19 protein-coding genes are annotated in these 22,308 nt (G+C 73.6%); 7 read left to right on the forward strand and 12 right to left on the reverse strand.

The annotated features are described in order from the left end of the window. Positions 1-152: 152 nt before the first annotated feature. Genes DDQ41_RS13205 through DDQ41_RS13215 form a run of 3 tightly spaced genes read right to left on the reverse strand, consistent with a single transcriptional unit; the run spans position 153 to position 3,498 of the window. Positions 153-1,202, reverse strand: coding sequence for an alcohol dehydrogenase catalytic domain-containing protein (locus tag DDQ41_RS13205; protein ID WP_109294682.1), 1,050 nt, complete (start codon positions 1,200-1,202; stop codon positions 153-155). After that, positions 1,199-2,572 (reverse strand): acyl-CoA dehydrogenase family protein, encoded by a 1,374-nt coding sequence (locus DDQ41_RS13210; RefSeq protein WP_109294683.1) that lies wholly within the window; start codon positions 2,570-2,572, stop codon positions 1,199-1,201. The genes DDQ41_RS13205 and DDQ41_RS13210 overlap by 4 nt, the downstream gene beginning before the upstream one ends. A gap of 14 nt (positions 2,573-2,586) precedes the next feature. After that, on the reverse strand, positions 2,587-3,498 hold the full coding sequence (locus tag DDQ41_RS13215; RefSeq protein ID WP_109294684.1) for an SDR family oxidoreductase: 912 nt from the start codon (positions 3,496-3,498) through the stop codon (positions 2,587-2,589). An 83-nt stretch (positions 3,499-3,581) separates the two neighbouring features. Between DDQ41_RS13215 and DDQ41_RS13220 the strand changes: the two genes are divergently transcribed. Next, positions 3,582-4,508: a cyclase family protein gene (locus DDQ41_RS13220; RefSeq protein ID WP_109294685.1), complete on the forward strand. Its 927-nt coding sequence runs from the start codon at positions 3,582-3,584 to the stop codon at positions 4,506-4,508. A gap of 203 nt (positions 4,509-4,711) precedes the next feature. On the opposite strand, the gene DDQ41_RS13225 is transcribed toward DDQ41_RS13220, so the two are convergent. The 4 genes from DDQ41_RS13225 to DDQ41_RS13240 form a co-directional block, all read right to left on the reverse strand. After that, positions 4,712-5,206 carry an ATP-binding protein gene (locus tag DDQ41_RS13225; RefSeq protein ID WP_172607825.1) on the reverse strand — a complete coding sequence of 165 codons (495 nt, stop codon included), beginning with the start codon at positions 5,204-5,206 and terminating at the stop codon, positions 4,712-4,714. A 687-nt stretch (positions 5,207-5,893) separates the two neighbouring features. Further along, entirely contained in the window at positions 5,894-6,751 is an 858-nt protein-coding gene (locus DDQ41_RS13230) for an acyl-CoA dehydrogenase family protein (RefSeq protein ID WP_109294687.1), read from the reverse strand. Positions 6,752-6,756: 5 nt separating this feature from the next. Next, complete coding sequence (locus tag DDQ41_RS13235; RefSeq protein ID WP_109294688.1) at positions 6,757-7,890, reverse strand: acyl-CoA dehydrogenase family protein; 1,134 nt, start codon at positions 7,888-7,890, stop codon at positions 6,757-6,759. Then, positions 7,890-9,086, reverse strand: a complete 1,197-nt coding sequence (locus tag DDQ41_RS13240) for an amidohydrolase family protein (RefSeq protein ID WP_109294689.1) — start codon at positions 9,084-9,086, stop codon at positions 7,890-7,892. The genes DDQ41_RS13235 and DDQ41_RS13240 overlap by 1 nt, the downstream gene beginning before the upstream one ends. 159 nt (positions 9,087-9,245) lie before the next feature. Between DDQ41_RS13240 and DDQ41_RS13245 the strand changes: the two genes are divergently transcribed. After that, positions 9,246-10,757, forward strand: a complete 1,512-nt coding sequence (locus DDQ41_RS13245) for a class I adenylate-forming enzyme family protein (RefSeq protein ID WP_109294690.1) — start codon at positions 9,246-9,248, stop codon at positions 10,755-10,757. Positions 10,758-10,874: 117 nt separating this feature from the next. Further along, positions 10,875-11,297 carry a TOBE domain-containing protein gene (locus tag DDQ41_RS13250; protein ID WP_109294691.1) on the forward strand — a complete coding sequence of 141 codons (423 nt, stop codon included), beginning with the start codon at positions 10,875-10,877 and terminating at the stop codon, positions 11,295-11,297. Between the two features lie 553 nt (positions 11,298-11,850). Here the strand turns inward: DDQ41_RS13250 and DDQ41_RS13260 are convergent. After that, positions 11,851-13,086 carry a maleylpyruvate isomerase N-terminal domain-containing protein gene (locus tag DDQ41_RS13260; protein WP_109294692.1) on the reverse strand — a complete coding sequence of 412 codons (1,236 nt, stop codon included), beginning with the start codon at positions 13,084-13,086 and terminating at the stop codon, positions 11,851-11,853. Then, positions 13,083-13,661 (reverse strand): sigma-70 family RNA polymerase sigma factor, encoded by a 579-nt coding sequence (locus DDQ41_RS13265; RefSeq protein WP_109294693.1) that lies wholly within the window; start codon positions 13,659-13,661, stop codon positions 13,083-13,085. The genes DDQ41_RS13260 and DDQ41_RS13265 overlap by 4 nt, the downstream gene beginning before the upstream one ends. A 222-nt stretch (positions 13,662-13,883) precedes the next feature. On the opposite strand from DDQ41_RS13265, the gene DDQ41_RS13270 reads away from it, so the two are divergent. Beyond that, complete coding sequence (locus tag DDQ41_RS13270; RefSeq protein ID WP_109297710.1) at positions 13,884-14,258, forward strand: STAS domain-containing protein; 375 nt, start codon at positions 13,884-13,886, stop codon at positions 14,256-14,258. A 39-nt stretch (positions 14,259-14,297) separates the two neighbouring features. Beyond that, the gene (locus tag DDQ41_RS13275; protein WP_109294694.1) at positions 14,298-14,825 is read left to right on the forward strand and encodes an EF-hand domain-containing protein; all 528 of its coding nucleotides are present in this window, start codon (positions 14,298-14,300) and stop codon (positions 14,823-14,825) included. Between the two features lie 394 nt (positions 14,826-15,219). Here the strand turns inward: DDQ41_RS13275 and DDQ41_RS13280 are convergent, their stop codons facing one another. Then, on the reverse strand, positions 15,220-16,500 hold the full coding sequence (locus DDQ41_RS13280) for an ABC transporter substrate-binding protein (RefSeq protein WP_109294695.1): 1,281 nt from the start codon (positions 16,498-16,500) through the stop codon (positions 15,220-15,222). 224 nt (positions 16,501-16,724) lie between these two features. Here DDQ41_RS13280 and DDQ41_RS13285 point away from each other — a divergent pair, with 224 nt between their 5' ends. Both DDQ41_RS13285 and purU read left to right on the forward strand, forming a co-directional pair. Beyond that, complete coding sequence (locus DDQ41_RS13285) at positions 16,725-17,171, forward strand: SCO4402 family protein (RefSeq protein WP_109297711.1); 447 nt, start codon at positions 16,725-16,727, stop codon at positions 17,169-17,171. Positions 17,172-17,441: 270 nt separating this feature from the next. Beyond that, complete coding sequence (gene purU / locus DDQ41_RS13290) at positions 17,442-18,293, forward strand: formyltetrahydrofolate deformylase (RefSeq protein ID WP_109294696.1); 852 nt, start codon at positions 17,442-17,444, stop codon at positions 18,291-18,293. Between the two features lie 396 nt (positions 18,294-18,689). On the opposite strand, the gene DDQ41_RS13295 is transcribed toward purU, so the two are convergent. Both DDQ41_RS13295 and DDQ41_RS13300 read right to left on the reverse strand, forming a co-directional pair. Further along, positions 18,690-20,324 carry a hypothetical protein gene (locus DDQ41_RS13295; protein ID WP_262508455.1) on the reverse strand — a complete coding sequence of 545 codons (1,635 nt, stop codon included), beginning with the start codon at positions 20,322-20,324 and terminating at the stop codon, positions 18,690-18,692. A 368-nt stretch (positions 20,325-20,692) separates the two neighbouring features. After that, positions 20,693-22,075 carry a tetratricopeptide repeat protein gene (locus DDQ41_RS13300; RefSeq protein WP_109297713.1) on the reverse strand — a complete coding sequence of 461 codons (1,383 nt, stop codon included), beginning with the start codon at positions 22,073-22,075 and terminating at the stop codon, positions 20,693-20,695. Between the last annotated feature and the right edge of the window lie 233 nt (positions 22,076-22,308).

Genomic DNA, 22,308 nt, shown 5'->3' on the forward strand with positions numbered 1-22,308 from the left:
GGCACCGGCCCGTTCACGCCGAACCGCTCGCGCCGCGCACGGGCCACACCGGACCGTTCACGCCGAACCGCTCGCGCCGCGCATACGGCACCGTCCGTACCCGGCACCGCCCGTACTGGCCCCGCCCGTACCCGGCACCCCGCCTCGTCGCGTCAGAACGTCAGCACCGCCCGCGCCACCCGGCCGTGCTCCGCGTCATCGGCCGCCTTGGCGAAGTCCTCGACCGGGTACGTCCTGGTGACCAGTTCGTCCAGCAGCAGCCGCCCCTCCTCGTACAGCCGGGCGTACAGCGCGATGTCGTGCTGCGGACGGGAGGAGCCGTAACGGCAGCCCAGTACGGCCTTGTCCAGGAACATCGACGCGGGCAGGAAGGTGGCCTCCGCGGCCGGGGCCGGCACGCCGAGCAGGACCGCCTGGCCGTGGCGGTCCAGCAGGTCGATCGCGCGGCGCACCAGTCCCGGGCGCCCCACGCACTCGAAGACGTGCTGCGCCCCCTGCGGCAGCACCTCCCGTACCGCGTCCGCGGAGGTGAGGAAGTGCGTCGCGCCGAAGAGCCGGGCCGTCGTCTCCTTGGCCGGGTTGGTGTCGACGGCGACGATCGCCGAAGCGCCCGCGAGACGGGCTCCCTGGAGCACGTTCAGCCCGACGCCGCCGGCACCGATGACCACGACGGTGTCCCCGAGGGCCACCCGGGCGCGGTTGAGCACGGCCCCGACCCCGGTCAGCACCCCGCAGCCGATCAGCGCCGCGGAGGGGAACGGGACGCGGTCGGGGATGCGTACCGCCTGGACGGCCCGGACCAGAGTGCGCTGCGCGAACGCCGAGGTGGCGGCGAACTGGTGCACCGGCTTCCCGGCGCGGGTGAAGGGCCGCCCCGGCCTGCCGATCGACGCCGGGCACATCGTCGGGCGCCCGCGGCCGCACTCCGCGCAGGCCCCGCAGCCGGCGAGCGTGGACAGCGACACACGGTCGCCCGGCCCGACATGGGCGACACCCGCGCCGACGGCCTCGACGACGCCCGCGCCCTCGTGCCCCAGCACCACGGGCACGGGGAACGGGATGGTGCCGTCGAGCACCGACAGATCGCTGTGGCACAGTCCGGCGGCCATGACGCGGACCAGCACCTCGCCCGGGCCCGGCCCGCGTATCCCGAGGTCGTCGGCGACCTCGGCCCGTTCACCGTCGAAGACGACACCTCTCACCGCGGCTCCCTGGGTAGGCCGAGCACCCGCTCGGCGATGATGGTGCGCTGGATCTCGTCCGAGCCGCCGTAGATCGTGTCGGCGCGGGTGAACAGGAACAGCCTTTGCAGCGCGTCCAGTTCGTACGACGGCGTCCAGGGGCCCGGGCCGGCCGCGGCGGCCGCGCCCCGCACCTGCACGGCCAGCTCGCCGAGCCGCCGGTGCCAGCCGCCCCACAGCAGTTTCGCGACACTCGGCGCGCCCGGGTCGCCGGTGGCTCCGAGGGTGCGCAGCGCGTTCCAGCGCATGATGCGAAGTTCGGCCCACTGCCGGACCAGCCGGTCCCGGAGCACGGGGTCGTGGCCGAGTGCGCCGCCGGCGGCCGCGGCGCGGACGACCCGTCCCAGCTCCTCCTCGAAGCCGATCTGCTGGGCGAGCGTGGACACCCCGCGCTCCAGGGCGAGCAGGCCCATCGCGACCCGCCAGCCGTTCCCCTCGCCGCCGACCGTCCCGACGGCCTCGGCGCCGTCCAGGAAGACCTCGTTGAAGTCACTGGTACCGGACATCTGGCGGATGGGCCGCACATCGATCCGGCCCGGCTGGTCCATCGGCACGAGCAGGAACGACAGTCCCCGGTGGCGGGTGGAGCCGGGTTCGGTACGGGCCAGCACGAAGCACCAGTGGGCCTCCCGGGCCAGCGACGTCCAGATCTTCTGGCCGGTGACCCGGTAGCGGTGGCCGTCCGCGACGGCCGTGGTGCGGATGGACGCCAGGTCGGAGCCGGCGCCGGGTTCGCTGTAGCCCTGGCACCAGAACTCCTCGCCGCGGGCGATGCCCGGCAGATGGCGGGCCTGCTGCTCCTTGTCGCCGTGGGCGATCAGGGTCGGGGCGAGCAGGTTCTCGCCGATGTGGCCGAGCCGTGCGGGGGCGCGGGCGCGGGCGTACTCCTCGGCCCAGACGACCTGCTGGGTGAGGGTGGCGCGGCGGTTGCCGTGGTCCGCGTCCCAGCCGAGACCGATCCAGCCGGCGGAACCGAGTTCCCGCTCCCAGGCGAGCCGATCGGGGGCGGCCGTAAGCCCGTCCCCGGTCGGCTCGCCCTGCTCCTGCCGGTCCTGCCGGTCCTGCCAGCTCTGCCGGTCCTGCCCGCCCCTGTTCTCCCAGCCCTGTCCGCCCTGTCCGCCCTGCCGGCTCTGCCGGCTCTGCCGGCTCTGCCGGTCCTGTCCGCCCTGCCGGCTCTGCCGGCCCTGCTCCTGCGGGTCCTGCTCCTGCGAGTCCTGCTCCTGCGGGTCCTGCCCGGCGGTTCCGGCGAACGCGCCGGTGAGACGGTCCTCCAGCCAGCTGCGGGCCTCGTGCCGGAATGCGGTGTCGTCGGGTCCGAAGGCGAAGTCCACGGCCTGCCCCCCGGTCAGCGGTTGGGGCGGTCGCCCGAGGCGGCCGCCCTCGCCATGGCGTCGAGGCGGGCGAGCATCGGCATCGGGTCGGTGCCGACCGTCCCCGGCAGGAAGTCCGCGATCCGCTCCGGCGTCCAGCTCCCGTCGGCGTAGGCGGCCCGCAGTTCACGGGGCTGGGCCCAGACCGCGATCTTGGGGCCGGCGATCGTGTAGACCTGCCCGGTGATGCCCTCCGCGCGGGCCCGCTCGGACAGCAGGTAGACGACGAGCGCCGCCACGTCCTCCGGCTCCCCGATCTCCTTCAGCTCCATGGGGACGTTGGCCGACATGCGGGTCCTGGCGACGGGTGCGACCGCGTTGGCGGTCACCCCGTACCTGTGCAGTCCGAGCGCCGCGCTGCGCACCAGCGAGATGACGCCGCCCTTGGCCGCCGCGTAGTTGGCCTGCGCGACCGAGCCCTGGTGGTTGCCGCTGGTGAAGCCGATGAGGGTGCCGCTCCGCTGTCCGCGCATGACCGCGGAGGCCGCGCGGAAGACGGTGAACGTGCCCTTGAGATGGGTGGCGACGACGGGGTCCCACTCGTCCTCGGTCATGTTGAAGAGCATGCGCTCGCGCAGGATGCCGGCGACGCAGACGGCTCCGTCGAGGCGCCCGAACCGGGCGAGCGCGGTGTCGACGACCCGCTGTCCGCCCGCCATCGTGGAGATGTCGTCGGCGACGGCGACCGCCTCCCCGCCCGCGGCCTCGATCTCCCCGGCCACCGCCCGGGCGACGTCCGAGGCCGGTTCCGCGCCGTCGACCGAGACACCGTGGTCGTTGACGACGACCCCGGCCCCCTCGGCGGCGCACGCGAGGGCCACGGCGCGGCCGATACCGCGTCCGGCGCCGGTCACGGCGACGGCTTTGCCTGCCAGGAAGTTCCCCACGTCCGACCCCTTCCAGTTTTCTGACGGGTCGTTAGATTCTATGGTCCGTCCGACGCATGAGCACAAGCCCCGGGGAGGCACCGATGCCGCTGCCCGAGCAGTTCCACGAGATGGCCGAACGGGTGAACAACTGGGGCCGCTGGGGCGCCGACGACGAGATCGGGACGCTGAACCTGATCACGCGCGAGGTGGTGCGGGCGGCGGCCGCGACGGTGCGCGCGGGCCGGCGCGTACCGCTCGCCCTGCCGCTGCGGCAGGACGGCGTGCAGACCGGCATGATCCCGGGGAGGGTGAACCCGCTGCACACCATGGTGCAGATCAACCAGGAGCTGTTCGGGCCGGGTACGGTCGCGACCAGCGACGACGCCGTGACGATGGGGTTGCAGGCGGCCACCCACTGGGACGCGCTCACCCATGTCTCCCACTCCGGCAGGATCTGGAACGGCCGCCCCGCCGACGGGATCACCGCCCACGAGGGGGCCCGATTCAGCGGCATCGGGACCGTTCGCTCCCTCGTCTCGCGAGGGGTGCTGCTCGACGTGGCACGCGCCAGGGGCGTGGACCGCCTGCCCGGCGGCCACGCCGTCACCCCGGAAGACCTGGAGGAGGCCGAGGAGTTCGGCCGGGTCCGGGTGCGGCCGGGCGACGTCGTGCTCGTCAGGACCGGTCAGATCCGGACGTACCTCGGCGGCGACCGGCACACCTACGCCCACCCCTCACCCGGGCTCTCCGTCCGCGCCCCCGAGTGGTTCCACGCCCGCGACACCGCCGCGGTCGCGAACGACACCCTCACCTTCGAGGTCTTCCCGCCCGAGATCGAGGACCTCTGGCTGCCGGTGCACGCGCTGGACCTGGTGGAGATGGGCATGTTGCAGGGCCAGAACTGGGACCTGGAGGAACTCTCCGCGGTCTGCGCCGAGGAGCGGCGGTACGCCTTCCTGCTGTCGGCCACCCCCGAGCCGTTCACCGGCGGCACGGGGGCGCCCGTCGCACCGGTGGCGGTGCTCTGAGCCGGCACCGCACCGGAAGGTCGGCACCGTCAGACGGTGTACGCGCCTCCGCCCTCAGGCGGTACAGGCCCCGGCGTCAGACGGTGTACGCCCCCGGCGTCAGCCCGGAGGCGTGGCGGTGCTCTGAGCCGGCACCGCACCGGAAGGTCGCCACCGTCAGACGGTGTACGCGCCTCCGCCCTCAGGCGGTACAGGCCCCGGCGTCAGACGGTGTACGCCCCCGGCGTCAGCCCGGAGGGCGAGGGGATGACCGGGGCGGTGGGGGCCGCCGGGGACGGCAGCGGCGGATGGGGCTCCGCACAGCGGTCCACCTCACACCAGATGCTCTTGCCCGCGCCCTCGTGCTTCCAGCCCCAGCGGTCGGCCAGCCCGTCGACGAGCTCCAGACCGCGGCCGCCGGTGTCGTCACCGGCCGCCAGGCGCGGCCGCGGTGGTCTCGCGCAGTTGTCGGCCACCTCGACCCGCACCGTGCCCGCCTGCGCCGCGCCGGGACCGAACAGCATCCGCAGTACGGCCGGACAGCCGGTGTGGACCACCGCGTTGGTGACCAGTTCGGAGATGAGCAGCACCAGCGTCTCGGCCAGCGGCTCGTCGTCCCCTATGCCCGACCCGGCGAGCCGGGAACGGGCCCATCTCCTGGCCCGCCCCACCTCCGCGGGATCCGGCCCGACCTCCAACTGAACCTGAAGCACCTGCACCGCTCACACCATCCGAACCGGCGGACACATCGCCTCGCGCCTCACAGTCATCACGGAACGTGATTTCCTTGCGACACAGCATGGTTGACGTACAGTCACCGCAACAAGCGCTTCGGGCATATTCCAGCGCGAAGGAGTACCCGTGGTGCATACTGTGCGGCGCACCTTGCGAACAGTCGAACACCCTGTGCGAGCGGCGCGTTCCTCCCGGCCGGACCTGTCCGATTCCGGTCGGAGCGTCGGGGTCACTGCCCCCGGGCAGTACGCGTCTCGCACCCCACGGAGGGTACCCGAGGGCAAGCCCGACTCCGGGCCGTCACGGCCCGCACGAAGGACACAACCCGATATCGACGCAGGGTGACGACCGCTCCCACGCCGCCCGGTTCTCCGCCGGACCACCCCGGTGCCCTCCCCGCCGACTTCCGGCCAACGCCCCGCGGACGCAGCGCCCTCCCGCCGCCCCGCCATCCCGCCGCCATGTCGCCCTGCCGGCACTCCGCCGTACCGCGAGCGCGCCACCGCCGGACCGACGGCATCCCGCCGCCATGCCGAGACTCCGCCGACACTCCACCGCCGGACCACCGTCGGACCACAGCCGGACCGCCGCCGGACCACAGCCGGACGCCGCCGGACCGCCGCCCCCGCCGGCTTCCCCGACTTCCCCGGCATCCCCCCGCCCCCGGCCGCTCAGAGGGCGGCCGCCAGCGCCTCCTCCGCCCGCGCGGCCGGCTGCCCCAGTTCGGCGCGGACCCAGGCCCGTTTCAGGTGCAGATGCACCTCCGCCTCCCAGGTGAAGCCCATGCCTCCGTGCACCTGGAGGCAGTCCCGGGCGCCCTGGACGGCGGCCTCGTCGGCGAGGAGCTTGGCCCCCGCGATCTCCACGGGGTCGGCGGTCACGGCGGCCGCGTACACGGCCGCGCGGGCCAGCTCGGTGCGTACCAGCATCCCCGCGCAGAGGTGCTTGACCGCCTGGAAGGCGCCGATGGGCCGGCCGAACTGCTCGCGCTCCTTCGCGTACCGGACGGCGGTGGCGAGGGTGCGCCCGGCCGAGCCCAGCTGCTCGGCGGCCGTCAGCAGCACCGCCGCCGGCTCGGGCTCGCCCGGGGGCCCGGGCGGCAACCGGTGCAGGGGCGTGAGCGGGTCGACGGACCGTACGGGCACGGCGCCCGAGGCGTCCCCGAGCACCACGTCGGCCTCCTCCAGCCAGGGCACCAGCCCCCCGTCGGCCCGGGTGACGACCGCGGACCCGTCCGCGGCGCCCGGGACGGCCCCCGCGGCGAGGTGCGTGGCCACGAGCGGACCGGGCAGCAGCACCCGCCCGGCCTCCTCGAAGACCAGCGCGGCCTCGGGCAGTCCGAGCCCCGCGCCGCCCTGCGCCTCCGGCAGTCGCAGCGAGAAGAACCCGGCCCGGCCCAGCTCCCGCCACAGCGCCCGGTCGAGCCCCGCCCCCCGTGCTCGGGGCTCGTCCCGCCCGCAGCGGGCCTCCAGCAGTTCCCGGACCCCCCTGCGCAAGGCCCGCTGGTCCTCGGTCGGTTGGAAGCCCACGGCCCTCACCGCTCCTTGGGGAGGCCGAGGATCCGCTCGGCGACGATGTTGCGCTGGATCTGCGAGGTGCCGGCGGCGATGGTGTACGACAGCGACGACAGCCGGTCGCGCGTCCACTCGCGGGACAGGTCCAGCGCGTCCGGGCCGAGCACCGCGGCGGCCGTGTCGTACAGCTCCTGGCGGGCCTCGGAGTAGCGGAGCTTGAAGACCGAGCCGCCGGTGCCGGGGACGCCACCGGTCGCCTCGGCCTCGGCGACGTTCCACTGGGTGAGCCGCCACAGGGCGCGGAACTCCGCGTTCAGCCTGCCCAGCCGGCGTCGCAGGACGGTGTCGTCCCAGCGGCCGTTCTCCCGCGCGGTGCGGGCCAGCTCGGCGAGGGCGCGGCGGCAGGCGACGACCTCGCCGGCGAAGGCGGTGCCGCGCTCGAAGGACAGGGTCACCATGGTGACCCGCCAGCCGTCGTTCTCCTCCCCGACCCGGTTCGCCACCGGCACCCGCACCTCGTCGAGGAACACCTCGGCGAACTCCGCGGAGCCCGCGAGGGTGCGCAGCGGCCGGACGGTGACGCCGGGCGCGTCCATCGGCATCGCCAGCCAGCTGATGCCGCGGTGGCGGGGTGCCTGCGGGTCGGTGCGCACCAGCAGTTCGCACCAGTCGGCGACCTCGGCGTGCGACGTCCATACCTTGGCTCCGGTCACCACATAGGCGTCTCCGTCCCGTACGGCCCTGGTCCGCAGGGAGGCGAGGTCGGAGCCGGCGTCCGGCTCGCTGAAGCCCTGGCACCAGATCTCGTCGCCGCGCAGGATCGGCGGCAGCCAGCGGGCGCGCTGCTCGGGAGTGCCCTCGGCGGCGATGGTGGGGCCGGCGTGGAGCAGCCCCACGAAGTTGGCGCCCACGTAGGGGGCGCCGGCCTTCTCGGTCTCCTCCAGGAAGATCAGCCGCCGGGTCGGGGAGGCGTCCCAGTGGACGTCGGCGTATCCGGCGTCGTACAGCGCCCGCTGCCAGGCGCTGTCGTGGGCGCGGCGCGCAGGCCAGTCCCCGGGCGGGGGCCGGGGCGGGAGTTCGGGCAGGGCGGCCTTCAGCCAGTGGCGCAGCCCGGCCCTGAAGGCCTCCTCCTCCTCGGTGTGGGCGAGGTCCACTACGCGTCCAGGTCCAGGCCGAGCATGCGGATGGCGTTGCCGCGCATCAGCTTGCGAACGGTCTCGTCGTCGAGGTCCCTCACATGGTCGAGGGCGACCTCCCGGGTGTGCGGGAAGGTCGAGTCGACGTGCGGGTAGTCCGTCTCGAAGGTGGCGTTGTCGCGTCCGACCACGTCCAGCGAGGCGACGCCGTGCTTGTCGCGGAAGAAGCAGCAGTAGATCTGCCGGTAGTAGTACGTGGACGGCGGCTCCGGGACCAGGTCGCGCACCCCGCCCCAGGCCCGGTGCTCCCGCCACACGTCGTCGGCGCGCTCCAGCGCGTAGGGGATCCAGCCCATCTGGCCCTCGCTGTAGGCCAGCCTGAGCGCGGGGAACCTCACCAGCACGCCGCTGAAGAGGAAGTCCGTCATCGAGGCCATCGCGTTGTTGAAGGACAGCGACGCCTGGACGGCGGGGGGCGCGTCGGGCGAGGCCGCGGGCATCTGGGAGGACGAGCCTATGTGCATGTTGACGACCGTGCCGGTCTCCTGGCAGACGGCGAAGAACGGGTCCCAGTAGCCGGAGTGGATCGACGGCAGCCCCAGGTGGGTGGGGATCTCCGAGAAGGTCACGGCCCGCACGCCGCGCGCCGCGTTGCGCCGCACCTCGGCGACCGCGAGTCCGATGTCCCACAGGGGGATGAGGCACAGGGGGATGAGCCGGCCGCCGCTGTCCCCGCACCACTCCTCCACCATCCAGTCGTTGTAGGCGCGGACGCAGGCGAGCGCGACCTCCTTGTCGTGGGCCTCGGCGAAGGTCTGGCCGCAGAAGCGGGGGAAGGTGGGGAAGCACAGGGACGCCTCGACGTGGTTGAGGTCCATGTCCGCCAGCCGGGCCCTGGGGTCCCAGCAGCCGTGGCGCATCTCGGCGCGGGTGATCCCCTCCAGGGTCATGTCGTCGCGGTCGAAGCCGGCGGCGGCGATGTTGCGCTTGTACGGGAACCGCAGGTCCTCGTAGATCCACCAGTCCGCGGGCGGCCCGTCGGGGTCCATCGTGATCCGGTACTTCCCACCGACGTACGCCAGCTCGCCGATGCCGGTGGTGAGCGGCCGGGGTCCGCGGTCCCGGTACTTCGCCGGCAGCCAGGTCTCGAAGAGGTGCGCGGGCTCGATCACATGGTCGTCGACGCTGATGATCCGAGGCAGTTCCCGTTCCATCGGGCCCCTCCGTTCCCCACTACCGCTAATCTGACGGTCCGTCAGTTAACAGGCTAGCCATGCCCCACTGGACCGGCAAGGCGGCGGGCCCTACGCTCTTCCGACACAATCTGACGCTCCGTCAGCCACAGGGGCGGGGCCCGCGAGAAGGGAACGGCCGTGACCGGCACCGCACACTCCCTGGCCGGCTCCCGCACGCTCTGGGAGCTCGTCGACCGCCGCGCCCGGCTCACCCCCGGCCGCACCGCCCTGATCCAGGACGAACGCGCCCTCACCTTCGGTGAACTGCGCGAAACCTGCGAACGGGTCGCCGCCGGGCTGTACGCGCGCGGCGTGCGGCCCGGCACGGTCGTCGCCTGGCAGCTCCCCACCAGGATCGAGACGGTCCTGCTGACCGGGGCACTGGCCAGGCTCGGCGCCGTGCAGTCCCCGGTCATCCCCTTCTACCGGGACCGGGAGGTCGGCTTCGCCGTCGGCGCCTGCGCGGCCGAGTTCTTCGCGGTGCCGGGCGTCTGGCGCGGCTTCGACCACACGGCGATGGCCGGACGGATCGGTGCCCGCGGGGTCTTCGGAGCGTACCGGGACCTCCCCGACGGCGACCCCGCCGCGCTGCCCCCGCCACCCGCCGACGGCACCGCGGTGCGCTGGATCTACTGGACCTCCGGTACCACCTCCGACCCCAAGGGCGTTCTGCACACCGACCGATCCCTGATCGCGGGCGGCTCCTGCCTCGCCCACGCGCTGAAGCCGACACCGGACGACGTCGGCTCCATCGCCTTCCCCTTCGCCCACATCGGCGGCGCGGACTATCTGGTCATGCTGCTGCTCTACGGCTTCCCGGCCGTGCTCTTCGAGACGTTCGCCCTCCCGGAGGCGCTCGGCACCTACCGCAGGCACGGGGTCACCACCGCCGGCGGGTCCACGGCCTTCTACTCGATGCTGCTCGCCGAGCAGCGCCGGCGGCCCGGCAGACCGGTCGTCCCCACCCTCCGGCTGCTCGCCGGAGGAGGCGCCCCCAAACCCCCCGAGCTGTACCACGCCGTCGTCCGCGAGATGGGTGTGCAGCTCACCCACGGCTACGGCATGACCGAGGCCCCCATGATCACCATGGGTTCGCCGGACGACCGCCCGGAGGACCTGGCGACGACCGAGGGACGGCCGCCCGCCGGCATGGAGATACGGATCGTCGACGGCGAGGTGCGACTGCGCGGCGAGGCCGTCTGCCGGGGCTATCTGGACCCCGGGCAGACCGCCGACGCCTTCGACGCCGACGGCTTCCTGCGCACCGGGGACCTGGGGCACCTCACCGGCTCCGGCCATCTCGTGCTGACCGGGCGCCGCAAGGACGTCATCATCCGCAAGGGCGAGAACATCTCCGCCAGGGAGATCGAGGACCTGCTGCACGAGCATCCCCGTGTCGGCGAGGCGGCGGTGATCGGACTGCCCGACGCGGAACGCGGCGAACGGGTCTGCGCCGTGGTCGAACAGCCCGGGGGCGCCCGGCCCCTGACCCTGGGCGAGATAGCGGAGCACCTGCGCAGCGCGGGCCTCGCCGTACACAAGATCCCCGAGCAACTGGAACTCGTCGACGCGCTGCCCCGCAACGACACACTGCGCAAGGTGCTCAAGTACAGGCTGCGCGAGCGGTTCACTGGGGCGGACACGGCATGAGGGGCGTGCACGACATCCCCGGGACGTGCACCACATCCCCGGGACGTGGACGACATCCCAGAGACGTGCACCACATCCCCGAGACGTGGACGACATCCCCGAGACGAACGGCGCGACATGAGCCTGAGCATCCGCAACCAGCTGCCCGGCACCGTGATGGCGGTCTCCGCCGGTCCCGCCATGGCGGCGGTGAAGATCCGCCTCGACAGCGGAGAGGAGATCACCTCGGCCGTGACCGCCGACGCCGTCACGGAACTCGGCATCTTCCCCGGTGGGGCGGTCAGCGCCCTGGTGAAGGCGAGCGAAGTGGCGCTGGCGACGGCGCACATGGAGGGGCTGAGCATCCGCAACCAGCTGCCCGGCACGGTCACATCGGTGACCTCGGGCGAGGCGATGGCCACCGTCCGGCTGAGGCTGGCCGGCGGCCAGCACCTGACCGCGGCGATCACCAGGGAGGCGCTGGAGGAACTCGGGCTCGCGGCGGGCAGCTCAGCGGTCGCTCTGGTCAAGGCGACGGAGATCTCACTCTCCACCGGCTGACTCCCCGGGCAGCTCCCCCGGCCGGCTCCCCCGGGCCGACTTCACCGGCCGGCTCCGCACGCCGACTCCACGGGCCGGCCCCAGAGAGAGACCCCGCCGGCCGGCCCCACCCGAGGGGCCCCGCCGAATGAACGGCAACGCGGCCGCCGGGGCCGGGTGAACGGCGACGCGGCCGCCGGGGCCGCCGCCGCACCACCGGCATCGGCATCGGACTGGCCGACAGGCCCCGGGCCGCCCCCGGACGTCACCCGGCCGCCGGACCCGGGTGAACGGCGACGCGGCCGCCGGAACCGGGTCGCCGGAGCCGCCGCTCCCGAGGGCCGTTCGCAACCGGACCGCCGCCGGAACCGGGTCGCCGCTTCGGGACCGCCGGCACCGGCCGCCGCCGGAACCGAACCGTCAGAACCGAACCGTCAGAGCCGGCCCCTCAGAGCCGGCCCACCGGAACCGCACCCTCAGAATCGCACCGTCAGGACCGAACCGTCAGAGCCGACCCCCCAGAGCCGGCCCACCGGAACCGCACCCTCAGAATCGCACCGTCAGAGCCGAACCGTCAGAGCCGCGACAGCGAAGCCGCCGCGAACAGGACGTCCCGGACGGCCTCACGGTCCCCCTCCTGACCGGCCGCGGCGTCCGCCGGTGGCACATGGCCCGCGACCAGCCGGCAGAACTCCACGGCGTCGAGGGCGATCTGGGCGACCGCGTGGTCCGGGTCGCCCACCGCGGCGGGCGAGTCCAGCGAGATGTACCAGTGGCCGCCGCCCGCACCCTCCACCTCCAGATGCAGCGAGCGGCCGGGTGAGCCCGCCGTCACCAGGCCGCGGGCCGGAGACGCGAGCCCGGCCCGGCGCCGGGAGGCGAGCGCCGCGGGCAGCAGCCGGGCCGCCAGGTCGATCATGCGGTGCAGATGCGCGCCGGCCGGGGGCTCGTACGGGTAGTCCACCGCGGCGGCGATGTCGTCCGCGTGCACCCAGCACTCGAAGGCCCGGTCCAGCATCGCGTCATGCAACGGCAGCGCGAAGTCCCCGTACGGTACGGACAGCCGCTCCACCCCGTGCCCGGCGAAGGACACCGTACGCACCAGCGCATGGCTCTGCTCCCGCCACGGCACCCGCACCGACCGTGTCGCCGGGCGCTCGCCCGATGCCCAGAGCGACTCGGTGCGCTCGGCCGGCGAGGCGGGCGCGTCGGGACCGGCCGGGTCGCCCAGCCCCAGGGCCGAGGCGACCAGTCCGTCCGTGGACATCAGATGGCCGATCACCCCGGCGACCGTGGTCCTGCGGCTCACCTTCTCCTCGCCGTCGAACCACCTGAGCCGCACCGGCGCGTGCCACTCCGCGTCGCCGATGTCCCGCAGCAGTGCGTCGAGACGGGCGGTCTCCGCGTCGTAGGCACCGGCCCAGGCCGGTACCGGGATCCGGGCGGGCCGCCGGCCCAGGCAGTTCTCCAGGACGCGGGATCGCAGCAGCGGATCGAGGTCGAGATCGCGGTCGGTGTGCAGCAGCCCGACGGCGTCCCGCAGCCGGAGCGCCTCGTCGGCGCAGGGCGCGCAGCCGGTGAGGTGCTCCTCCACGGCCGCGGTCTCCTCGGCCGAGCAGGCCGCCAGCGCCCACGCGCCGAGGAGCGACTTGAGCACGCGGTGGGGTGGCGGCTCCGGCGGCGGGGAGGGCAGTACGTCCGGTGGCGAGAGGTCGTCCCCCGCCGCACGCGGCCCGGGTATGCGCGGCACCGCTCCCGGCAGGTCCTCGGGGCCGCCGTGGTCGCGACCGCCGTCGAGTGGCCCGCTCACGAGCGGTGTTCCGGTTCAGGAGGCGGAGCACCGTCCAGGCCGGGTGCGCCGGCCGTCGCCAGCAGTTGCAGGCCGAGCCGCAGTCTGCGACGGGCCTCGTCCTCGGTCACCCCGAGGTCGGCGGCGGTCTGCCGGTAGTCCCTGCGCTGGTGGTACGCCAGTTCCAGGGCGGCCCGCAGCGGCGCGGGCATCGACGTCACGATGTAGTCCGCGCGGGCGGCCACCGTGGCACGGCGCACCTTCTGCTCCAGGTCCTCCGCGCAGCCGCCGGTCTCCGCGGCGGCCGCGCGCTCCTGCTCCCGCAGCCGGTGGATGGCCTGACTGTGTGTGAGACGCGCCACCCATGAGCGCATGGAGCCTTGTCTCGGGTCGTACGCGTCCGGGTTCTCCCACACGTAGCCGAACACCTCTCGAGTCACCTGGTCGGCGGCGGTTTCGTCGTCGAGCACCCGGTGGGCCTGGCTGTGGACGAGCGAGGCGAACCGGTCGTACAGCTCGCCCAGAGCGGCTGCCTCGCCCCGCGCCAGCCGCTGCTGCATCCTGCGGTCCCAGCGGGGTGGTACGTCCTTGCCCATCAGGCGGCCCCCAAGCCTCTGTTCGGTCCCCGTCGCCTTCTGCTCGTCCTGTCGTCCACTCGAATGTAATGCGACGCGGCTGAAACCCACGTCCCTTTGCGGCAAGTGCGCCCCCGCGAAGACCATGCGTGGTAGAGAGTTTCGCCGCGGTGGGACAGGGCAGCAGCGCCTGAAGGGAACGACGACTTCCGGATGGGGACCGGTGTGACGAAAGAGACGCGCCTGACACTCGAGGTGGAACGGACCGAGCAGACCCCATGGACCATACTGCACATTCAGGGCGAACTGGACCTCGTCAGCTCCCCCGAGATCCGGCGGCAGGTGCACGACGCCGTGGCCGTCGGACGCCGTGATCTCGTACTCGACCTCTCCGGCGTGGTCTTCTGCGACTCCAGCGGGGTGGGCGTGCTGATCGCCGCACGCCGCCTGCTGCACTCCTGCCGCGGGCGGCTGAGGCTGATCCTGCCCGCCCGCGGAGCGGCCGAGGGCTCGCATGTGAACCGGGTGCTCGCCGCCCTGGGAGTGCGCCGGCTGTTCGAGGTGTACGAGGACGTGACAACCGCCACCGACGGCGAGACGCGGCCGCTGTCCGCGTAACAGGACGCACGGACCGCTCCGACGCCGTACGCTCCCCGCATGGACAGCGCAGAATACGAGCGCAAGATCGCCCACCGCTTCGCCGAGTTCGACCAGGACGGCAACGGCTACATCGATCGCGCGGACTTCAGCAAGGCGGCCGCGGCGCTCCTCGCCGAGTTCGGCACGACCGCACGCTCCGACAAGGGGCAGGCCCTGTACTCGGGCGCGGAGGCGTTCTGGCAGGGCATGGCGGGCATCGCCGACGTCGACGGCGACCAGCGGGTCTCGCGCCAGGAATTCGTCACGGGCGCGGTGAAGCGCCTGCGTGACAACCCCCGCCGCTTCGCCGAGATCGCCCGGCCCTTCCTGCACGCGGTCGTCGCCATCGCGGACGAGGACGGCACCGGGTCCGGAGTCACCCGGGCCGGTGCCGAGCGGGTGCTCCGAGTCCTCGGCGTCGAACCCGACAACTGCACCGCGGTGGCCGCCGCGCTGGACTCGGACGGGGACGACCGGATCGGCGAGGACCGGATCCTCGAGGCGTTCGCCGCCTACTACGTGACCTCGGAGCCGGACGGCCCCTGATCCCCGGCCGCCGGCCAGCAGGCCACTCGGCCACTCGGCCGACCGGCCGTCGGACGCCAAGCCCTCGGGCGACCGGACGGACAGCCAGGCGCCGGGCGCCGGAGGGGCGGCGAGGCCGAGCGCCCGAGGCACCGAGGCACCGAGGCACCGAGGCACCGAGGCACCGAGGCACCGAGGCACCGAGGCACCGAGGCACCGAACGAGCGGTAGCCGGGCCCTTCGCCGAGCCGGCCACGCCGGCCCCGGAGAGCGCGGAAGGCGCCCCCTTCCGCGCCCCGCGGCTCCAGGGGCCCGCCACGCGCCGCGCCCTCGCCGCCCCTCCGGCGCCTGAGCGGTCCGACGGGGGCGGCCGGCCGGCCGCCCCCGGTCAGACCCGTCAGACCCGTCAGACCCGTCAGGCCATGGGCGCCTCCGCCATCATCCGGGCCACATCGACGAACCCGGGCCGCGCGGCGACCAGACGGCCGTCCCGGACGACCTGGAAGGTCACATGCGGGTTCACGATCCGGGGAAAGCCGGGGACACCGAGCATGTCCTCGAAGCGCCAGCGCAGCTCGGGCGTCAGCCCGCCGGTGTCCACGCTGACCCCGCTGTCGAGGGCGTGGGCGACCGCTCCCGGGGTGATGGTGCCGCGGTCGAGCACCTCGATCACCCTCTCCAGCACCGTGTACGCGATCCAGGTCGTCTGAACCCCCGCGTCCGCCGGGTCGATCCGGTCGTCGCCGAACGCATGGTTCTTGATCACCTGCCGCATCACGCCCCAGCGCGCGTCCCCCGCGTCCGGGTACCAGCCGGTCATGTACGCGCCCTCGAAGGGCCCGCCCGCGCCGCCCGTGCGGTCGATCAGCGGCTGACCGACGGAACTGAGGACGGAGGAGATGCGCACGCCCTCGCCGTCCTCCCCGGGAAGCCGGCGGAAGGAGTCGAAGAAGTTCGCGGTGCGCTCGCCCAGCACGGCCGTGACGCAGCCCTTCTCGTCACCGGCCTCCTCCCGGGCCCGCGCGGCCTCCTCGAGGTACTCGGTGGCGTCCTCCGCGGCCTTCACATCGGTGGAGGGCTGCCCGTCCCCCTCGGACAGCCCGGTGTTCAGCAGCACCGGCAGGTTGTCGCCGGCGATCGTGTCGGGCCGCACCAGTGACACCCTCCGGCAGCTGTCCGCCAGCTGCCGGCCGTTGCCGGCCAGGAGCGCCGCCTGACCTCCGTTGACGGGATAGGAGAGGTAGCTGGTGAACTCCTCCTCGGACACCCCGTAGCCGCCGATGTACGGAATGCCCGCGGCCTCGAGCGGCGCCATGAAGGCCCTGCCGTTCTGGCTGTAGGAGCCGACGACCGCGACCGCGCCCTCGGCGACCGCGCGCCGGGCGCACGCCGCCGCACCCGACGTCGTGTTCTGCTCGTTGCACGTCAGCACGCGCAGCTCGTGGCCGTCGACACCGCCCTTCGCGTTGACGTGCTTCGCGTACGCCTGGGCCATGGCGGGCATCCCGGGCATGTTCGTGGCCCGGGTCCCCTCGGGCGCGAAGGTCATCACGGTCATCGGCTCCCGGATGCCCGTCGAGCCGCCGGGCAGCACCCCGCACCCGGCGAGGGACGCGCCGACGGCCCCGGTGCACAGGGCGAGGGCGGTCGCGGTCCTGAAGGGGCGGGGGAGGGAGAAGCGTCGCCTACCGGTCATGTCCCTGCACAATTCCGCCCCATGGGTAACGCCGGAGTGGTGGGGGTTCAACACAGGGTGACGTCAAGGTGAATTGCGGGGGGCCGGGACCGCCGGACTGCGGAGAACGTACGATCGGGACCGCGCGGGCTTCGATGCCGACCGTGTCACGGAACTCGCCGGAACCCAGCTCAGGAGGTGAACCGTCGATGGACTCTTCCCGCCGCGGCCGTCGCTCCACCACCATGGGTGACATGCCGCTCAACGACCTGCCCTGGTGGCGCTGGCGTGCCAATGTGCGCTCGGCGCTGCACATGTTCTCCGACCCCGTCTTCCACCAGGAGGCCTGGCTGGCCGGCCGCGAGGGGTACGGCGACGTCACCGACGCCGTCTACCGGCTCGTCGAGGACACCTGGCTGGACAACTGGTCCGCCGAGAAGTACGTGGGGACGATCTTCCGGGACTCCGGAGAGGCCGCGCTGGTCGACGTGGCCGTGCTGCGGGTGCTGCGGATCATGCACCAGGTCGGCGCGGACGCTCCGGTCTCGGCGTACATGGAGCACCACGGCTGGACCGAGGCGGTACGGGCCGCCCGGGACGCCCACGTACGGCTCGCGACGAACGACGGGGAGGACCCCGACGCCCCGCCGCGCACCCTGGAAGTGCTGCGGATCCTGACCCGTAGCGCCTGACGGACGCGGATCACCGCGGTCCCTCCGGCGGTCCCTCCCGCGGTCCCTCCCGCGGTCCCTCCCGCCGTCCACGGCGCCCCGTCCACCGGGCGGCACCGGGCACGCCGGTCCGCCCCGGGCGGCGCGGGCGGCGCGGGCGGGCGGCGCTGGCGGGCGCAGGCCACGGCGGTCCCCGGCGGACGCGGATCACCGGCCCCCGGGCTGAAGCGCGGCGGTCCGCCTGACGGACGCGTCTCCGCCGCCCGCCCCGGGGTGTGGCACCCTACGGGGATGACCGCCCAGTACGTCCTCACGCTCTCCTGCCCGGACAGGCAGGGCATCGTGCACGCCGTGTCCAGCTACCTCTTCATCACCGGCTGCAACATCGAGGACAGCCAGCAGTTCGGAGACCGGGACACCGGCCTTTTCTTCATGCGGGTGCACTTCTCGGCCGAGGAGCCGGTGACCGTGGACAAGCTGCGGGCCAGCTTCACCGCGGTGGGCGACTCGTTCTGCATGGACTGGCAGATCCACCGCGCCGACGAGCGCATGCGCATCGTGCTGATGGTCAGCAAGTTCGGCCACTGCCTGAACGACCTGCTGTTCCGGTCGCGGATCGGGGCACTGCCGGTCGACATCGCGGCCGTGGTCTCCAACCACACCGACTTCGCGGAACTCGCCGCCTCCTACGACATCCCGTTCCGGCACATCCCCGTCACCAAGGACAGCAGACCGCAGGCAGAGGCGGAACTGCTGGAGCTGGTGCACGAGGAGAACGTCGAACTCGTCGTGCTCGCACGCTATATGCAGGTCCTCTCCGACGACCTCTGCAAGCGGCTGAGCGGCCGGATCATCAACATCCACCACTCCTTCCTGCCGAGCTTCAAGGGCGCGAAGCCGTACCACCAGGCGCACGCGCGCGGTGTGAAGCTCATCGGTGCCACGGCCCACTACGTGACGGCGGAACTGGACGAGGGCCCGATCATCGAACAGGAAGTGGAGCGGGTCGGCCATGAGGTGACGCCGGAGCAACTGGTCGCCGTCGGACGCGACGTGGAGTGCCAGGCGCTGGCCCGCGCCGTGAAGTGGCACGCGGAGCACCGGATCCTCCTCAACGGCCACCGCACCGTCGTGTTCGGGTAGGCCCCCTCCTGCCACCGCGGACTCCGCACCGTACGTGCGCCCTCGTGGTGGGCGAGGCGGTTGGTCGGCCCGGCGGTCCAGGTACGCCCCGCGCCGCACGCGCCCCGCGCCGCACACACCGCGCCCGCACACCCCTTGAACCCCAGCCCGCGCCCCGAAGACGGGGGGCCGCCCGCGTGCCCGGAGCGCCGTGGGCACGCGCAACCGGAACATCGCGGGCCGGACGCGGCACGGGGGTCGCGGCACCGGATGCGGGCGGCACCAGCGTCAAAGCCCAGGCGCCACGGCACCGGCATCACAGCCCAGGCGTCACGGCACCGGCTCACAGCAGCGGCATCACATCACCGGCGTGGCGCGCCCCGGGAGAGCGTCTGCCCCCGGTAGCGGCGGCACGGCTCAGAGCTGCTCCGCGCTGCGCTCCGTCAGGTCGTGCTTCGCCGCGATCCGGTTCCACAGCGCCGCCGCCTCGCGCTTCGCCTTCGTCGCCAAGCCGCTCTGGGCGTTGCCCTGGGCCGTCTGGCCCGTGCTGCGCGCCTTGCCGTCCTTGCAGCCCTTCTTCTCCTTGGCCTGGCCCGCCCAGGCCGCGTAGTGGTCGTCCGCCGAGGCGGACGCCTCCCACGCCTTCGTCAGGGACGCGGTGAGGGCCTGGTTGTCCGGGAGTTCGTCGACGGAGAGGCCCTGGAGACGCGTCACGAGCCCGCGGCGCTGCTCCGCCGCGCCCCGGAGGTCGGCCGCCGCCTGGTCCAGGTTCTCGCAGGTCTTGATCGACTCAACGGATCGGATCACCGCGGCACGGCTGTCGTTGCTGTCCGCGAGCAGCTTGTCGAGTTCCACGGCCTGCGTCCGCACCGGGTCCTCCGCGACCTCCCCGGCGGCCCCGGTCGCGGGCGAAGTCGCGGCGGCGACGGTGGTGTTGGTGCCCTGGCCGGCGTCGCTGTCACCGCCGCCGAACATCAGCGCGCCGGCACCGAGCCCGAGCACGGCGCAGCCCACCACGACCGCGGCGATCAGCGGCAGCCGTGAGGAGTTCCGCGAGAACTTCTGCGAGAGGTTCCGAGAGGAGGTGCGCGAACCGGGGCGTGGCTCGGCGGAGCGGCGGGCCGCGCGGCGGCCATGGGAGGGGTGGGGGGCATGGGAGGGGTGGGGCGGCTGGGCCCCGGCCCCGTACGCCGGCTCCCGCACGGGCGGCAGGTGCTGCGTCGCCTCCACCCCGCCGACCGTGCCCGCGTCGCTGCGGAAGAGGTTGTCGAACTCCGCGGGAGGCTGCCGGTCTCCCGGTGCTCCCGGCCGGATCCCGTACGGTGCGCCGGGTGGCGGCGCCGGAATCCGCTGCCGCGAGGCGTTCGGGTCCGCCACGGGAGGCAGGTACTGCGTCGCTTCCCCGTCCGCCGCCGGGGCACCCGGCGCAGCACCCGCCCGCCCCGCCCCGGGGAACGGCACCGCCCCTGCCGGATTCTCCGGCGGGAGCGCCCCGGGTCCGGGGCCGGCGGGTGGGCCGTACCGCGTCGCGGCGGTCGCGTCACCGGATACGGGCGGCACCGGCGCGATGAACTGCGTCGCGTCACCGGCGCCCGGGGGCACCGGCGCGATGAACTGGGTGGCCTCGGCGTCGGACCCCGGCAGCGCAACCGGCGCGATGAACTGCGTCGCGTCACCGGCGCCCGGGGGCACCGGCGCGATGAACTGGGTGGCCTCGGCGTCGGGCCCCGCGGTGGCCTGCCCGCCCGTCTGGCCGTAGCCGTAGCCGTAAGGAGTCCGGGGCTGTCGCGGCGCCTGCGGGGGCTGCATCCGGGCGGACACCGGCTGCGCGTACGGAGTGCCGGCACCCGGCGGCTCCTCCTGCGGCAGCGGCTGCGCTCCCTGACCGGGGCCCCAGGACACCTCCCAGGGGGTGCCGCCGGCCGAGGCGAGCTGCTGTGCGCCGGCTCCGGGGATGAAGGGCTCGCTGCCGTCCGCGGGCAGCACGACGCCTTCGTGCGCGGGCCGCGAGGCGGGATGCCACGACTCGTCACCCTGTCCGCTGTGCGTCACCGGGACTCCTACGTCTAAACCTACGGAATCGTCGGTTCACGCTACCGGGTGACTCAGGGCGTCCGCACACACCTGTGGCAGCCGTAACAAGAACGCCGTTGGAGACGCTGTTATCGGCTCAAGAGCCTTCCGTGGATGCCCGGATGGCCCCTCCGGTGCCGTTTCCGGAACACCGGCCCGGGGCCACCGGACCGGCGTCACCGGAAGTGCGTCACCGGGACGGAACGGGATCACCGGAACGGCGCCACCGGGACGGGATCACCGGAACGGGGCCACCGGGACGGAACGGCGTCACCGGGATTGCGGCACCGAGACGGTCCGTGGACGGTCCCGGGACGGTCCCGGGAGGCGGGACCGCCCGGACGGTCTCACGCCGCCTGCAACTGGAGTCTCGCCCCGAACTCCCGGACCGACGGCTCCGACCCGTACGGCTCCAGCCGCTGATGCAGGTCGTCCAGATAGCCCGTGCCCCGGCTGGAACGCAGGGTGCCGAGGAGTTCGATCGCCCGCGTGCCCGTACGGCAGGCCTCCTCGACCTCGCGCTGCTGGAGCCGGGCCGTGGCGAGCAGGACCAGGCCGATCCCGCGGCGCCGCGCGCGGGACTCGGGATGGCCGTCCAGGGATTCCGACGCCTGGCGGGCAGCCTGGTCGGCCTGACCGAGGTCGCGGTGGCAGTGGGCCAGTTCGTCGGCGAGGTAGGCCTGGTCGAAGTGGGCGATCCAGTGCGGGTCGTCCCCCGAGTCCGGGTTCGCCCGGTCCAGGGCGGCGACGGCCCGGCCGGCCGACTCCTGGCAGGTGCGGACGTCTCCGAGCAGGGCGTGCCCCCGGGCCTCCGCCGCGTGGAACATCGCCTCCGCACGGGGTGTGACCCGGCCTCGGGCGCCCTCCTGCGCCGCCCGCGCGAGCTGCGCGATCTCCCTCGGGTTCCCGAGTTCCGCGGCGAGATGGCTCATCGACGCGGCCAGCACATAGCCGCCGTAAGCCCGGTCGCCCGCGGCCTGGGCCAACCGCAGGGCCTGGATGTAGTAGCGCTGGGCGAGGCCCGGCTGGCCCGTGTCGACGGCCATGTACCCCGCCAGCTCGGTGAGCCGCGCCGCCGCGGCGAACAGCTGCCGCCCCACCGGCTCCCGGTACGAGCCGGAGAGCAGCCCGGACACCACGCTGTTGAGGTAGTGGACGACGACCGGCCGCACGTGCCCGGCGCCGAAGCGGTGGTCGAGCCCGGTGAGCGCCCGGGTCATCGCCCGCACCGCCTCGACGTCCGGAAGCCCCACCCGGGCCCCGGCCTGCCGGGCCACCTGGGCGTCCGCTCCGGTGATCAGCCAGTCCCTGCTGGGTTCGACGAGTGCCGAGGCGGCCACCGTCGAGCCGGTCAGGAGGTCCCGCCGGCCGACGTCGCTGCGCCACAGCTCGCAGACCTGCTCGATCGCCCCGAGCACGGTGGGGGCGAACTGCAGCCCCACGCCGGACGCCAGGTTCTTGCCGTTGGCCATCCCGATCTCGTCGATCGTGACCGTGCGGCCCAGCTTGCGGCCCAGCGCCTCGGCGATGACGCCGGGCGCCCGGCCGCGCGGCTGCTGCCCGCGCAGCCAGCGCGCCACCGACGTCTTGTCGTAGCGCAGGTCGAGGCCGCGTTCCGCCCCGACCATGTTGACCCTGCGTGCCAGACCGGCATTGGAGCATCCGGCTTCCTGGATCAGCGCCTGCAGCCGTTCGTTCGGCTGGCGGGCGACGAGTGGCCTCGCTGCCATCACTAACCCCCTGTGCCGGACCGCGCCGGTCGTGATCTCCGCGGTGGTCTGCCACCGATCACTTCCCGGCATCGTCCGGAGAATGCCAATGAGCTCGGATGATTTCGAATGAGTCTGGATGAGTTCGGATGAGTCTGGACGAGTTGAGCTGATTCCACGATGAGTTCGGATGGGTCTGGACGAGTTCGGATGGGTTCAGCCGAGTTCCGACGATTGCGGGTGAATGCCGCTCA

The organism is Streptomyces spongiicola, assembly GCF_003122365.1.
GTDB lineage: Bacteria > Actinomycetota > Actinomycetes > Streptomycetales > Streptomycetaceae > Streptomyces > Streptomyces spongiicola.

What these genes read in the sequence shown, in the direction of transcription:
- DDQ41_RS13220 (WP_109294685.1), top strand. Translation starts at nt 3,582, where the DNA reads ATGCCGCTGCCCGAGCAGTTCCACGAGATGGCCGAACGGGTGAACAAC.
- DDQ41_RS13240 (WP_109294689.1), bottom strand. Translation starts at nt 9,086, where the DNA reads ATGGAACGGGAACTGCCTCGGATCATCAGCGTCGACGACCATGTGATC.
- DDQ41_RS13250 (WP_109294691.1), top strand. Translation starts at nt 10,875, where the DNA reads ATGAGCCTGAGCATCCGCAACCAGCTGCCCGGCACCGTGATGGCGGTC.
- DDQ41_RS13265 (WP_109294693.1), bottom strand. Translation starts at nt 13,661, where the DNA reads ATGGGCAAGGACGTACCACCCCGCTGGGACCGCAGGATGCAGCAGCGG.
- DDQ41_RS13275 (WP_109294694.1), top strand. Translation starts at nt 14,298, where the DNA reads ATGGACAGCGCAGAATACGAGCGCAAGATCGCCCACCGCTTCGCCGAG.
- DDQ41_RS13280 (WP_109294695.1), bottom strand. Translation starts at nt 16,500, where the DNA reads ATGACCGGTAGGCGACGCTTCTCCCTCCCCCGCCCCTTCAGGACCGCG.
- DDQ41_RS13285 (WP_109297711.1), top strand. Translation starts at nt 16,725, where the DNA reads ATGGGTGACATGCCGCTCAACGACCTGCCCTGGTGGCGCTGGCGTGCC.
- purU (WP_109294696.1), top strand. Translation starts at nt 17,442, where the DNA reads ATGACCGCCCAGTACGTCCTCACGCTCTCCTGCCCGGACAGGCAGGGC.
- DDQ41_RS13300 (WP_109297713.1), bottom strand. Translation starts at nt 22,075, where the DNA reads ATGGCAGCGAGGCCACTCGTCGCCCGCCAGCCGAACGAACGGCTGCAG.